Source organism: Terrabacter tumescens (assembly GCF_014646815.1).
GTDB lineage: Bacteria > Actinomycetota > Actinomycetes > Actinomycetales > Dermatophilaceae > Terrabacter > Terrabacter tumescens.
The window spans coordinates 49,210-62,971 of sequence record NZ_BMNZ01000007.1 but is presented as its reverse complement, the minus strand read 5'-3'; the positions used below and the strand labels follow the sequence as shown (position 1 = coordinate 62,971).

General features: G+C 72.1%; 13 protein-coding genes. 9 read left to right on the top strand and 4 right to left on the bottom strand.

Annotated elements, in window-relative coordinates; all coding sequences use genetic code 11:
- Positions 1–36 precede the first annotated feature (36 nt).
- The 5 genes from coaE to IEY30_RS17590 all read left to right on the top strand — a co-directional run bounded on the left by coaE (position 37) and on the right by IEY30_RS17590 (position 6,352).
- Positions 37–1,245 carry a dephospho-CoA kinase gene (gene coaE, locus IEY30_RS17610; RefSeq protein ID WP_030202069.1) on the top strand — a complete coding sequence of 403 codons (1,209 nt, stop codon included), beginning with the start codon at positions 37–39 and terminating at the stop codon, positions 1,243–1,245.
- Between the two features lie 44 nt (positions 1,246–1,289).
- Entirely contained in the window at positions 1,290–2,339 is a 1,050-nt protein-coding gene (lplAB, locus tag IEY30_RS17605) for a lipoate-protein ligase LplAB (protein ID WP_030202071.1), read from the top strand.
- Positions 2,340–2,427: 88 nt separating this feature from the next.
- Complete coding sequence (locus tag IEY30_RS17600; protein WP_030202072.1) at positions 2,428–2,811, top strand: YciI family protein; 384 nt, start codon at positions 2,428–2,430, stop codon at positions 2,809–2,811.
- A gap of 40 nt (positions 2,812–2,851) precedes the next feature.
- Positions 2,852–4,966: an excinuclease ABC subunit UvrB gene (uvrB, locus tag IEY30_RS17595; protein ID WP_030202075.1), complete on the top strand. Its 2,115-nt coding sequence runs from the start codon at positions 2,852–2,854 to the stop codon at positions 4,964–4,966.
- 228 nt (positions 4,967–5,194) lie between these two features.
- On the top strand, positions 5,195–6,352 hold the full coding sequence (locus IEY30_RS17590; RefSeq protein ID WP_030202078.1) for a TerC family protein: 1,158 nt from the start codon (positions 5,195–5,197) through the stop codon (positions 6,350–6,352).
- 71 nt (positions 6,353–6,423) lie between these two features.
- Here IEY30_RS17590 and IEY30_RS17585 read toward each other — a convergent pair whose 3' ends face one another.
- The 4 genes from IEY30_RS17585 to IEY30_RS17570 form a co-directional block, all read right to left on the bottom strand.
- Positions 6,424–6,693: a hypothetical protein gene (locus tag IEY30_RS17585; protein ID WP_030202081.1), complete on the bottom strand. Its 270-nt coding sequence runs from the start codon at positions 6,691–6,693 to the stop codon at positions 6,424–6,426.
- A 162-nt stretch (positions 6,694–6,855) separates the two neighbouring features.
- Entirely contained in the window at positions 6,856–8,229 is a 1,374-nt protein-coding gene (locus tag IEY30_RS17580) for an MFS transporter (RefSeq protein WP_052358882.1), read from the bottom strand.
- Positions 8,230–8,286: 57 nt separating this feature from the next.
- Entirely contained in the window at positions 8,287–9,162 is an 876-nt protein-coding gene (locus tag IEY30_RS17575; RefSeq protein WP_030202088.1) for an EamA family transporter, read from the bottom strand.
- Positions 9,159–9,989 (bottom strand): C40 family peptidase, encoded by an 831-nt coding sequence (locus IEY30_RS17570; protein ID WP_229675073.1) that lies wholly within the window; start codon positions 9,987–9,989, stop codon positions 9,159–9,161. Before IEY30_RS17570 ends, IEY30_RS17575 begins: the two co-directional genes overlap by 4 nt.
- A gap of 190 nt (positions 9,990–10,179) precedes the next feature.
- Here IEY30_RS17570 and IEY30_RS17565 point away from each other — a divergent pair, with 190 nt between their 5' ends.
- The 4 genes from IEY30_RS17565 to IEY30_RS17555 all read left to right on the top strand — a co-directional run bounded on the left by IEY30_RS17565 (position 10,180) and on the right by IEY30_RS17555 (position 13,751).
- Positions 10,180–10,503: a hypothetical protein gene (locus IEY30_RS17565; protein WP_030202094.1), complete on the top strand. Its 324-nt coding sequence runs from the start codon at positions 10,180–10,182 to the stop codon at positions 10,501–10,503.
- Positions 10,504–10,667: 164 nt separating this feature from the next.
- Complete coding sequence (locus IEY30_RS21985) at positions 10,668–11,153, top strand: response regulator (protein WP_229675072.1); 486 nt, start codon at positions 10,668–10,670, stop codon at positions 11,151–11,153.
- 11 nt (positions 11,154–11,164) lie between these two features.
- Positions 11,165–12,325: an NAD(P)/FAD-dependent oxidoreductase gene (locus IEY30_RS17560; protein WP_229675071.1), complete on the top strand. Its 1,161-nt coding sequence runs from the start codon at positions 11,165–11,167 to the stop codon at positions 12,323–12,325.
- Positions 12,326–12,347: 22 nt separating this feature from the next.
- A complete protein-coding gene (locus tag IEY30_RS17555; protein WP_030202096.1) occupies positions 12,348–13,751 on the top strand; it encodes a sensor histidine kinase in 1,404 nt (467 codons plus the stop codon).
- Positions 13,752–13,762: the final 11 nt, after the last annotated feature.

The following is a 13,762-nucleotide window of genomic DNA, read 5'->3' as shown; positions in this document are numbered from 1 at the left end:
TCGGCGGGGAGGGGCGGTGGCCCGTAGGCTGGCCGGGTGCTGCGCGTCGGGGTCACCGGAGGGATCGGGTCGGGCAAGTCCACGGTCTCTCGTCGGCTCGGTGAGCTCGGGGCGCACGTCGTCGACGCCGACGCGGTCGCGCGCGAGGTCGTCGAGCAGGGCGAGCCGACGCTGCAGCGCATCCGGGAGCGCTTCGGCGACGGCGTGATCCGCGCCGACGGCTCGCTGGACCGGGCCGCCCTGGCGGCGATCGTCTTCCCGGACCGTGGCGCCCTGGACGCGCTCGACGCGATCACCGGCCCCGCCATCGCGGCGCGCGTGGCCGAGCAGCGCTCGGCCGGACCGCGGGACGGCGTCTCCGTCTACGACATGCCCCTGCTGGTCGAGCGCGGTCTCTGGGTGCACGAGCACCTCGCCCTCGTCGTCGAGGCCGACGCCGAGACACGCGTGCGCCGGCTCGTCGAGCAGCGCGGACTACCGGAGGAGGACGCCCGCCACCGCATCGCCGCGCAGGCCACCGATGCGGAGCGGCGCGCGGTCGCCGACGTCGTCCTCGACAACTCGGGCACGCCGGAGGACCTCGTGCGGGCTGTCGACGCGCTGTGGTCGCAGCGCCTGCAGCCGTATGCCGCGAACCTCGTGAGCGGAACCCGCTCGGGTCGTCCCGAGCTCGCAGCCGACTGCGTCGTCGAGCCGCGCCCGGACTGGGAGTCTCGCGCCGAGCGCGTCGTCGCCCGGCTTGCGGCTGCGCTCGCGCCGGCGGGTGTCGTCACCGAGGTGTCGCACGTCGGGTCCACGTCGGTGCCCGGGCTGCTCGCCAAGGACGTCCTCGACGTGCAGGTCGGGGTGCACCACCTCGACGACGTCGACCGGGACGACGTGCGAGCGGCGTTCGCCGGTGCCGGCTACGTCTTCAGCCACGGCATCCACTCCGACACGCCGCACCCGCACGGGGCCGACCCCACGGCCTGGCTGAAGCAGTTCCTCGGCGGGTGCGACCCCGACAACCACGTGCACGTCCACGTGCGCGAGCACGGCTCTGCCGGTTGGAGATTCGCGCTCCTCTTCCGGGACTGGCTGCGCCACGAGCCCGTCGAGCGAGACGCGTACGCCGCCGAGAAGCGTCGGCTCCTCGCGCTCCACAGCACGACCTCCGACTACGTCGTGGCCAAGGAGCCGTGGTTCGAGGGTGCGTGGCAGCGCGCGAACGCGTGGGCCGAGCGCACGGGTTGGCGACCCCGTTAGGGAGCACACGGCATACGCAGGCGGTTCGTGGTGTTGTGGGTGGCATGCGTGGTGAGTACAAGGTCCCTGGTGGCAAGCTCGTGGCGGTCGACCTCGAGGAGGTGGACGGCAGGCTGGCCGGTGTCAGCGTGTCGGGCGACTTCTTCCTCGAGCCGGACGAGGCCTTGGGCGACATCAACACGGCCCTGACCGGGATGCCCGTCGAGGCGGGCGTCGAGCAGCTGGCCGGCGCCGTCACGGGCGCCCTCGCCGACGACGTGTCGCTCATCGGCTTCACCGCGGAGTCGATCGGCATCGCGATCCGCCGGGCCCTCGGCAAGGCGACCGGGTGGGACGACCACGAGTTCGACGTCATCCCGGCCCGCGTGCTAGCCCCGGCGCTGCACGTCGCGCTCGACGAGGTCATCGCCCGCGAGGTCGCCGCGGGGGAGCGGCCGCCGACCCTGCGCTTCTGGGACTGGGACAGCCCGCTCGTCGTCATCGGCTCCTTCCAGTCGGTGCGCAACGAGGTCGACCCCGAGGGGGCGCAGCGCCACGGCATCGACGTCGTCCGGCGTGTCTCGGGCGGTGGCGCGATGTTCATGGAGCCCGGCAACACCATCACGTACTCGCTCGTCGTGCCGACCTCGCTCGTCGAGGGGCTGAGCTTCGAGCGCTCCTACTCCTTCCTCGACGAGTGGGTCATCGAGGCCCTCGCCGACGTCGGCGTCAACGCCCACTTCGTGCCGCTCAACGACATCGCGAGCGACAAGGGCAAGATCGGCGGTGCGGCCCAGAAGCGCTTCGTCGCCGGGGCCGTGCTGCACCACGTGACGATGGCCTACGACATCGACGCCGACAAGATGCTCGAGGTGCTGCGCATCGGCCGCGAGAAGATGAGCGACAAGGGGACGAAGTCCGCCAACAAGCGAGTCGACCCCATGCGCTCGCAGACCGGGATGACGCGTGACGCCATCCTCGAGTCCTTCGCCGGCTCCTTCGCCCGGCGCTACCGTTCGTCCCTCTCGGACTACACACCGGACGAGATCGAGGCCGCCCAGCGCCTCGTCGACGAGAAGTTCGCGACCCCGGAGTGGACCCACCGGGTGCCGTGACGGCTCCTGATGTCGAGGACGGCGTGTCGACTCCGACGTCACTCGCGAGGCGGCAGACTGGCCGCCCGCGATCCGGAAGGCACCGCCCATGAAGTACGTCATCCTCATCCACTCCAACCCCCAGCCCTGGGGCCACCCCACGGGGAACTTCGTCGCCGAGGCGCTCGCCCGGCCGCAGGAGGAGCGGGACGCCGGAGGCGCGGCCTTCGACGCCATGCTCGAAGAGCTCTCGAGGAGCGGCGAGCTCAAGGGCGGTGAGGCGCTCGGTGACCCGTCGTCGTCCCGCCTCTACCGCTGGGCCGCCGACGGCACCGTGGCCACGGACGGGCCCTATGCCGAGAGCAAGGAGCACCTGGCCGGCTTCTTCCTGCTCGACGTCGCGTCCCGGGAGCGGGCCGAGGAGCTCGCGGTGAACTTCGCCGGGCCCGGAGACACGGTCGAGCTGCGTCCGGCCTACGTCTGGGAGGAGTAGCGGGTGGGGGACTGTCGGTCGTGCGACGTACGGTTGAGCCATGCGTCCCACGACCGACCTCCAGCGCACGGTGGCACCCTTCGAGGTGATCTCCGAGTACACCCCGAGCGGTGACCAGCCCACGGCGATCGCCGAGCTCGCGCGGCGGGTCAAGGCGGGCGAGACCGACACCGTCCTGCTCGGCGCCACCGGCACCGGCAAGTCCGCCACGACGGCCTGGCTCATCGAGCAGGTCCAGCGTCCGACGCTCGTCATGGCGCCCAACAAGACGCTCGCCGCGCAGCTGGCCAACGAGTTCCGCGAGCTGCTGCCCAACAACGCCGTCGAGTACTTCGTCAGCTACTACGACTACTACCAGCCCGAGGCGTACATCCCGCAGACCGACACCTACATCGAGAAGGACAGCTCGGTCAACGACGAGGTCGAGCGGCTGCGGCACTCGGCCACCAACTCGCTGCTGACCCGACGCGACGTCATCGTCGTCGCCTCGGTGTCGTGCATCTACGGCCTCGGCACGCCACAGGAGTACGTCGACCGGATGGCCCGGCTCAAGGTCGGCCAGGAGGTCGTGCGCGACGACCTGCTGCGCCGCTTCGTCGAGATGCAGTACACCCGCAACGACCTCGCCTTCACGCGCGGCACGTTCCGGGTCCGGGGCGACACCGTCGAGATCATCCCGGTCTACGAGGAGCTGGCGATCCGCATCGAGTTCTTCGGTGACGAGATCGAGCGCATCTACACCCTGCACCCGGTCACCGGCGAGGTCGTCAACGAGGAGCAGGAGATGTACGTCTTCCCCGCCTCGCACTACGTCGCCGGCCCCGAGCGCATGGAGCGCGCCATCCGCGGCATCGAGCTCGAGCTCGAGGACCAGCTCGCGCTCTTCGAGAAGCAGGGCAAGCTGCTCGAGGCCCAGCGGCTGCGCATGCGCACGACGTACGACCTCGAGATGATGCGCCAGGTCGGCTTCTGCAACGGCATCGAGAACTACAGCCGCCACATCGACGGCCGCACCGCGGGCTCGGCGCCGAACTGCCTCATCGACTACTTCCCCGAGGACTTCCTCCTTGTGCTCGACGAGTCGCACCAGACGGTGCCGCAGATCGGCGCGATGTACGAGGGCGACATGTCCCGCAAGCGGATGCTCGTCGAGCACGGCTTCCGCCTGCCGAGCGCCATGGACAACCGGCCGCTGAAGTGGGAGGAGTTCCTCGAGCGCATCGGGCAGACCGTCTACCTCTCCGCCACGCCGGGGGAGTACGAGCTGGCCAAGTCCGGCCCGCCGGTCGAGCAGATCATCCGACCCACCGGCCTCATCGACCCCGAGGTCGTGCTCAAGCCGACCAAGGGCCAGATCGACGACCTCATGCACGAGATCCAGGAGCGCACCAAGCGCAACGAGCGTGTCCTCGTCACCACCCTGACGAAGAAGATGGCCGAGGACCTGACCGACTACCTCCTCGACAAGGGCATCCGGGTCCGCTACCTCCACAGCGACATCGACACCCTGCGCCGCGTCGAGCTGCTGCGCGAGCTGCGCACCGGCGTCTTCGACGTCCTCGTCGGCATCAACCTCCTCCGTGAGGGCCTCGACCTGCCCGAGGTCTCGCTCGTGTCGATCCTCGACGCCGACAAGGAGGGCTTCCTGCGCTCGGCCCGGTCGCTCATCCAGACCATCGGGCGTGCCGCGCGAAACGTGTCGGGCCAGGTGCACATGTACGCCGACAAGATGACGCCGTCGATGGAGCAGGCGCTCGACGAGACCAACCGGCGCCGCGAGAAGCAGATCGCCTACAACACCGAGCACGGCATCGACCCGACGCCGCTGCGCAAGAAGATCGCCGACATCACCGACCTGCTCGAGCGCGAGGACGCCGACACCCAGGAGCTGCTCGGTTCGGGGCGCATGCAGTCCCGCGGCAAGAGCGGGTCCGGGCGTGGGGCGATGGCGGCCGACGTGGGCGTCTCCGCCGGAGGCACGGCCAACCGACCGGCCGACATGGCGGCCGCCGACCTCGCCGGCCTCATCCAGGAGCTCACGACGCAGATGCACCAGGCGGCGGCCGAGCTGCACTTCGAGCTCGCGGCCCGGTTGCGCGACGAGATCGGCGAGCTGAAGAAGGAGCTGCGCCAGATGAGCGCGGCGACTCGCTGAGCCGCTCCGCCGGGCAGCCGGGTCCGCCGGGTGGCCACGGGGCGGACCGATTTGAGGGACGGCGGCGGGAGTGAAAGACTCAGGCGTTCACGGAGGGGAGTATCCCCGACACGACGGGCTCGTCATCACGGAGTGGATCTCACCGCCGCTCCCGGTCCCGTCGGTCCGACCTCAGGTCGGGCGGGAGAGACCTCCGGTTACTGATCTGGTGACCGGAAGGTTGTGCCCATGAACGTTCCCGTGTGGGGCTGGTTCCTCACGATCGGCCTGATGGCCGTGTTCCTCATGATCGACGTCTTCGTCATCGCGAGGCGCCCGCACGTCCCGTCGATGGCCGAGGCCGGGCGACACCTGGCCTTCTACGTCGCGGCGGCCGTGCTCTTCGGCCTCTTCGTGTGGTTCGAGTGGGGCGGCCAGTACGCGGGTGAGTTCTATGCCGGCTGGCTGACGGAGTACTCCCTGTCGGTCGACAACCTCTTCGTCTTCCTGCTCATCATGGCCAGCTTCAAGGTGCCGCAGAAGCTCCAGCAGTCGGCGCTCATGATCGGCATCATCATCGCGATCATCCTGCGCGGCGTGTTCATCGCCCTCGGGGCGGTCGTCATCAACGCCTACTCGTGGGTCTTCTACATCTTCGGCGCGTTCCTCGTGTACACCGCCGTCAAGCTCGCCACGGGCGGCGAGACCGACGACGACGAGTACCACGAGAACCGGCTCCTGCTCTGGATCGAGAAGCGCTTCCCGGCCACCAAGGAGTGGAACGGCACCCGCCTGACGGTGATCGAGAAAGGCAAGCGCCTCATCACGCCGATGCTCATCGTCATCCTCGCGCTCGGCACCACCGACCTGCTCTTCGCGCTCGACTCCATCCCGGCGATCTACGGCCTGACGAAGGAGCCCTTCCTCGTCCTGACGGCCAACATCTTCGCCCTCATGGGTCTGCGGCAGCTGTACTTCCTCATCGGCGGCCTGCTCAAGAAGCTCGTCTACCTCAGCATCGGGCTCGCTGTGCTGCTCGCCTTCATCGGCGTCAAGCTCGTCATGCACGCGCTGCACGAGAACAACCTGCCGTTCATCAACGGCGGGCAGCCCGTCGAGGGGGTCCCCGACATCCCGATCCTCGTCTCGCTCGGCGCGATCGTGCTCATCCTCGGCGTCACGACCATCGCGAGCCTGTGGAGGTCCAGCCGCGACGCCAAGCTCGAGGCGGCGCAGGCCGGTCCCCTCGGCAGCGGCCCCGACAGCAGCGTCGAGGGTGGGCCCGCCGGCAGCGTGGACAGCGCGGACCGCGCAGACCGCCCGGACGGCGCCGTCAGCGCCGGCGCCCCTGGCGACGCTCCGCGCGACGACGCGCCCTCGAGGGCGGCGACGCACGACGCGTCGTGACCTGACCTGACCTGACCTGACCTGATCTGGCTTGACCTGACCTGAACGGGTGCCGGTCGGACGTCGGGCGGCTAGGCGTGGTGCCCGGACAGCGGGGCGCGCATGGCGGCACGGTGCCGGCGCAGGCCCGCGACGACGAGCCGCTGCTGCCGGAGCAGCAGGCGCCGCTCCGGGTTGGTCACCAGGCGCCCGCCCAAGGGGACGAACGTCGGCAGGTGACGCAGTCGGTCCTCGATGGTGGTCAGCGCGCCGATGAGCTCGCGGATGCTCATGGCGGCCACGCTGGTCGCCGAGGACTCGCCGATGCTGGGCAGGGTGGGCGGGTCGAGCGGAAGGGTCATCAGGACTCCTGTGCCGAGCTGGGCACGGCCGGCGCTGAGCAAGGTGGGGGGAGCCGGCCGTCACGTCACATCCCGGTCGGGGTGGCGCTCGAGGTAGGTCGTGCCTGTGAAGGTACGTGCCCCCGGTGCCCGGCGACAGGGACCAAGGTCCCGAACCGGCCTCTAGCGCACCCGCGGCGCGACGACCCAGCCGACGAGGGCGGGCACGGCCATGACGACGAAGACGACGGCATACGCGCCCGGCACGGCCGAGCCCGCCGCCGCGAAGGCGATGGCCGACAGGGCGATGGCCGTGGCGGCCCCCGAGGAGTCCCCGATCTGCAGTGCGGAGCTGACGAGGCCCTGCTCGGTCGCGGAGGCCCGAGCCAGCGCCTGCGCGGTGACGCGCGGGTAGAGCGTCCCGATCCCGAGGCCCACGACGGGGAAGAGGGCGATGAGGACCCACGTAGGCGCTCCGAGCTCGACGGCGGCCGCGAGCGCGAGGAGGGAGAGCGTGATGGCGCCCAGCGACACGGAGGCGGTACGGCCGACCTCGAAGCGGCGATCCCAGCGGCCCTGCACCCACGACCCGGCGAACCACGTGACGCCCGTGGCCGTCAGGGCGACCCCGGCGAGGCTCGGGCTCAAGCCGTCGCGCTCCGTCAGCAGGCGCGGCAGGTAGACCTCGGCGCCGCTGAAGGCGGCGAAGGCCAGCGCGCGCAGGGCGATGTCGGTCGGCAGCCCGCGGGCCGCGCGCAGGGTCCCGCGAGGTGTGAGCGGCAGGAGGGTGAGTCCGACGACGACGAGCGCGACCACGCCCACCGCGATGCCCAGGGGGTCGAGGCGCTCGGCGGCTGCGTTGAGCCCGAGCACGGCGACCGCGAGGACGCCCGACGCCGCGATCGAGCGCGTGCGCCACGGCACGTCGACGACCTCCTGGCGCAGGCCGGTGAGGATGCGTCCGAGGAGCACGGCCGCCACGACGAGCACGACGAGGGCGAGGCCGAACACCCAACGCCACCCGATGGTCTGGGTGATGAGCCCGGCGACGAAGGGACCTGCGATGGAGGGAACGACCCAGGCCGCCGAGAAGCCTGCGAGGATCGCCGTGTGCAGGCGCTGCGGGTAGACGCGGGTGACGAGGACGTAGAGCGCCGTGCTCGTCATGCCGGCGCCGAGGCCCTGCACGACCCGTGCGGCGACGAGCATCCCCATCGAGGGCGCGAGCCCGGCGACGACGAGCCCGGTGGCGAAGAGCGCCAGCCCGAGCAGCAGCGGCGGGCGGGGACCGCGACGGTCGGCGAGGTTGCCGGACCAGACGATGCTGACGATGCCGGACGCGAGCGTCGCGGTGAAGGCCATCGCGTAGAGCGACGCGCCGTCGAGCTCCCGGGCGATGGTCGGCATGACGGTGGTGAGGGCGAGGGCCTCGAAGGCGTGGAGCGAGACGAGCGCCAGCACGCCGACCGTCGTGGCCCGCAGCGCCGGGGACATGATGCCGCCGCCCTCGTCGGGGACGGTCGAGGATGAGTCAGTGCGCATGGTGCCCGAGGTCATCCGGCGACGGTAGGACTTCGAGTCGACCTGAGGTCAAGCGCCAGTCGGTCGCCTGCATCAGCCCGGACCCATCCCGGCGTCCGCCGACTCGGGCCGGGACTGCGCGCCGAGCACGACCGCGCTGGCCAGCACGACGAGCGCCATGCCGGCCACCTGGGCGCGGTCGAGGACCTGGTGGAGCACCACGAGGCCGGCCAGCGCCGCGACGACGGGCTCGAGGCTGAGCAGGATGCCGAAGACGTGCTGGGCCAGGTGGCGCAGCGCGATGAGCTCCAGCGAGTAGGGCAGCACCGACGACAGGACGGCGATGCCGAGGCCCAGGGCGACGTCCCCGGGGGTCCACCGGTCCACCGAGGTCAGTCCCAGTGGCGCGACCGCGACGGTGGACACGATGAGCGCGAGCGCCAGCCCTTCGAGCCCCCCGAACGCGCGACCGGTGCGTTGGCTGAGGACGATGTAGGCCGCCCACATGACGCCCGCGAGCGCGGCGAACCCGACACCGACGACGTCGAGCCGGTCCCACGACGTGTGCAGCACCCCGGAGACGAGCAGCACGCCGACCGCGGCCGCCGCGACGGCGAGGACGTCCCGAGGACGTCGGCTCAACGCCGCCGCCAGCCCGAGCGGCCCGAGGAACTCGATGGTCACCGCGACGCCGATGGGCAGGTGTGCCAGGGAGGCGTAGAACGAGGTGTTCATCGCTGCCAGGGCCAGCCCGAACAGCACGACGGTGCCCCAGTCGGAGCGGCTGCGTCCACGCCACGAGGGCCGCGCGACGGCATACAGGATCACCATGGCGAAGAGCAGCCGCAGCAGCACCGAACCCGGCGCCCCGATGCGCGGGACGAGCGTGGCGGCGAAGGCTCCGCCGAACTGGACCGAGACGACGCCACCGAGGACGAGCAGGGGAGCGGTGCGGCGGTCGACGCTCACGGCATCGGCAGGCGCCCGGCGGCGACGAGGGTGGCGACGCGGTCGGCGGACAGGTCCTCCTCGACGAGCACGCCACCGGTCTCCGAGGCGTGGACCATGCGGCCGGGGCGCACGACGATGCCGACGTGGTGGATGCGCCGGCCGGGGCGCGCGAAGAAGTAGAGGTCGCCGGGACGGACCGACGCGATGTCGACGGGCGAGGCGAAGTCGGCCTGGGCGTAGGCGTCGCGCGCCACGACGACGCCCATGCGTCGCCACGTGTGCAGCACGAGCCCCGAGCAGTCGAAGCCGAGCGGCGAGATGCCCGACCACAGGTAGGGCAGGCCGATGTGGCGGCGGGCCTCGGCCACGGCAGGGTGCACCGCGTCGCCCGACGCAGAGACCGACGGGGACGCCGACGCCGTCGGCGTCCCGCCGAGCACCGGCGTCGGGTTGTCCAACGGTGAGACGTGGGGCGCGGGCGTCAGGTGCGCCGTAGGCACCCAGCCCGGGTAGCCGCGCTCGTCCTTGGGGGACCGCTGCCACGGGGCGACGACGTGCGACCACGAACCGGTTGCCTCGCCGTGGTGCGTCTGCGTCACGACCACGGGCTCACCGGCGAGCAGCTGCGTCTCGACCCGGCCGTGCAGCCCGAGCCGCCCGTCCCCCGACTCGTCGTGGGCTGCGTTCGCGTCGAGGGCGGCCAGCCACCCGACGTTGTCGGGCTCGGGTGCGACGGCCGGAGCGTCGACGGCTCGCGGGCTCTCGGGATCGGCCCAGACCGTCGTCACGGGGACACGGACGACGTGGGTCGCAGGGACGGTGGGGACGGCGACGGGCGAGCTCACGCCCGTCATCCTCGCACCACGACGCGCGCTGGCCGAGGCGGCCCACGCGGCGCGGCGCCGGCGCCGGCACCGGCGGGCGCCACTCGGGCGCGCGCCCACCCGTCGCCCGGCTTGTCTCTTCCCTCACGAATCGCCGCGGACCTGTCGCGGGTACTGGTCCGCGGGCGTCCGGAGCCGTAACGTCAGAGGTATGGAAGAGCGAGTCACCCTCGAGGGATTCGATCCCCCGACGAACCGACGTCACGGCCCCGACGGCGACCTCGTCGACGTCAAGGGGTGGCTCCATGCGCCGGTGGACTGGACCGGTGGGCCGCACCTCGAGCGCGCCTGGCGCGAGAAGCACGGGCGGTCCCGACTCGGCGTCGGCCTCGCGGTCGCCAACAACCCGAGGCGCCACATCCTCATGACGAACGTCCCGCCGGACATCGACTTCCTCCGCTCCGAGCTCGAGTCGCTCATCGCCGAGCTCGACAACGAGCCTGACGCGCAGTCCGACCTCGAGGACGCCCAGTAGGAGCGGCCGCAGCCGCAACCACAGACAGCACCGGCAGGTTCGATCGCGTCGGCGCCCCATGTGTCCGCTCTGTCCGGTGGCGCACCCCGGCCTCGCTCACCTCCAGCGGGTGAAGTGGCCCGACTTGCCCGCGCGGCAGGCGATCCGGCTCGTACGCTGAGGCCGTGGCCCGGCCCGCGATCATCACCGTGGACGACGACGCGCCCGTCTCGGCTGCGATCGCGAGAGACCTGCGCGCCCGCTACGGGGCCGAGCACCGCATCCTGCGGGCCTCCTCGGGCCCCGAGGCCCTCGACCTCGTCGCGCGGCTGGTGCTGCGCGGCCAACCGCTGGCCCTCGTCGCCTCCGACCAGCGGATGCCGTCGATGACCGGGATCGAGCTGCTCTCGCGGGTGCGGGCCGACGTCCCGGACGCCAAGCTCCTGCTGCTCACGGCGTACGCCGACACCGACGTCGCGATCTCGGCGATCAACGAGATCGGCCTCGACCACTACCTCCTGAAGCCCTGGGACCCTCCCGAGGAACGGCTCTACCCCGTCTGGACGACCTCCTCTCGGACTGGCACAACGCCCATCCCGAGCAGGGCAACGACGTCCGCGTCGTCGGCCACCGGTGGTCCGAGGGCAGCCACGTCGTCAAGACCTTCCTGACGAACAACCACGTGCCCTACGTCTGGCTCGACGTCGAGCGCGACGAGGAGGGCGCTCGGCTGCGCGACCTCGCCGGCGCCCGACCCGAGGACCTGCCGCTCGTGCTCGTCCCGGACGGCGAGACCCTGCGCGCCCCGACGCCGGTGGCCGTCGCGACGGCCCTGGGCCTGCGCACGCGCGCCGAGCGCGACCTCTACGACCTGTGCATCGTCGGCGGAGGTCCGGCCGGGCTCGCGGCCGCGGTCTACGCCGCGTCCGAGGGGCTCAGCACCGTCATCGTCGAGCACGACGCCCCCGGCGGGCAGGCCGGACAGAGCGCGGCCATCGAGAACTACCTCGGCTTCCCGCGGGGGCTCTCCGGCTCGGACCTCGCGCAGCGGGCCATCGCCCAGGCCAGGCGGTTCGGGGCGGAGATGGTCCTCGCGCGGGACGTCGTGGCCCTCGAGGCCCGTGGGCTCGCGCGCGCGGTGCGCCTCGACGGCGCCGAGGACATCGAGGCGCGCAGCGTCGTGCTGGCGACCGGTGTCTCGTACCGCCGGCTCGGGGCGCCGGGCCTCGACACCCTCGTCGGGCGCGGGGTCCAGTACGGCTCCAACGCCGGGCAGGCCGCCGCCTGCGCCGGTGACGAGGTCTACGTCGTCGGGGCGGCCAACTCCGCCGGACAGGCCGTCCTCAACCTCGCGCGCTACGCCGAGCGCGTCACGCTGGTCGTGCGCGGGGAGTCGCTCGAGGCCGGCATGTCGCAGTACCTCGTCGAGCGGATCCGGGCCGACCCTCGCATCCGGGTGCTGTGCACCACCGAGGTCGTGGGGGCGGACGGGGACGGCCACCTTGAGCGGCTGACGCTCTCGGACCGGCACACGGGTGCGTCGACGGAGGTCGACGCGGCCTGGCTCTTCGTCTACATCGGTGCCACGCCACGCACCGACTGGCTCGGCGCCGACATCGTGCGGGACGAGCACGGCTTCGTCGTGACGGGGCACGACCTCGTCACCGGCCCGCACGCCCGGGGCTGGACGCTGGCGCGGCCGCCCTTCGCCCTGGAGACGAGCCTGCCCGGCGTCTTCGCAGCAGGCGACGTCCGCTCCGACTCGATGAAGCGTGTCGCGTCGGCCGTCGGCGAGGGCTCGATGTCGGTCTACTTCGTCCACCGCTACCTCGCCACGATCTGACGGCCGACAGACGGGACCCGCGATGCTCGAGCTCTCCGACCTCCGGACGGTGCCGCTCTTCGACGGCCTGAGCGACGACCAGCTGGCGCAGCTGCTCGCCGCGGGCGCGGAGGTCGCGATCGCCCCCGGTGAGGTGATGTGGCTCGAGGGTGACCGGGCCGACCACTGGTGGGTCGTCGTCGACGGCACCCTCGACCTGTCCCGCCACGTCGGCCGGGAGGACGTCGTCGTCGGCCGGATGGACGTCCCCGGCCGGTGGGCCGGCGGCTTCCGGGCCTGGGACGAGCACGGCGTCTACCTCGCGACGGCTCGCGGCGTCACGCCGGGCCGGCTGCTGCGCGTCCCGGCCGAGCGGCTCCACGAGCTGGCCAACGACTGGTTCCCGTTCGCCGCCCACCTCGTCGCGGGCCTGTACGGCACGGCGCGGTCGATCGAGGCGACGGCCCGCCAACGCAGCGGGCTCGTGACGCTCGGGACGCTCGCGGCCGGACTGGCCCACGAGATCAACAACCCCGCGGCGGCCGCGGCCCGCTCGGCCGCCGAGCTCGAACGCGCCTGCGACGGGCTGCTCGAAGCCCTGCGGCAGATGGCGTCAAACGGCGTCTCGACGGCACAGTTCGCCCGGGTCGACGCCCTGCGTCGGGAGCTGCAGACGCCGACCACCCTGCCCGACCCGCTCGAGGCGGCCGACCGCGAGGACGAGCTGGGGGAGTGGCTCGACCACGCCGGCGTGCCCCGGCCGTGGGAGCTCGCGGCCTCCCTCGTCTCCGCCGGGGCCGACCTGGACTGGCTCGCCCGCGCGGCCGCGGCCAGCCCCGACGAGGGCCTCGCGGCCTCGCTCGGCTGGGTCGCGCGCACGATCGACGTGTCCTCGCTCCTCGCCGAGGTCCGCGAGTCCACGCGTCGCGTCTCCGAGCTCGTCGCCGGCATCAAGTCCTACTCCCAGATGGACCGCGCCTCCCACCAGCAGGTCGACCTCCGCGAGGGGCTCGAGAGCACGCTGCTCGTCATGGGTCCTCGCCTGCGGCCCGGGGTCACGGTCGTGCGCGACTGGGGGAGCGACGTGCCGCTCGTCGACGGGATGCCGGGCGAGCTCAACCAGGTCTGGACCAACCTCGTCGACAACGCCGTCGACGCCATGGACGGCGTCGGCACGCTCACGGTCACGACCCGCCGCGACGGGGACAGCGTGGTCGTCGAGATCGGCGACACGGGCGCCGGCATGAGCCCGGAGGTGCAGCAGCGCGCCTTCGAGGCCTTCTACACGACGAAGGACGTCGGACGCGGCACCGGGCTCGGCCTCGACATCGCCCACCGCATCGTCGTCGAGCGCCACGGCGGCTCGGTCGAGATCGAGTCCCGGCCGGGCGACACCCGACTGAGGGTGCGCCTGCCGATCCGCGCCGCGACGGCGCCGTCACGCTGACGCCCGGGCCG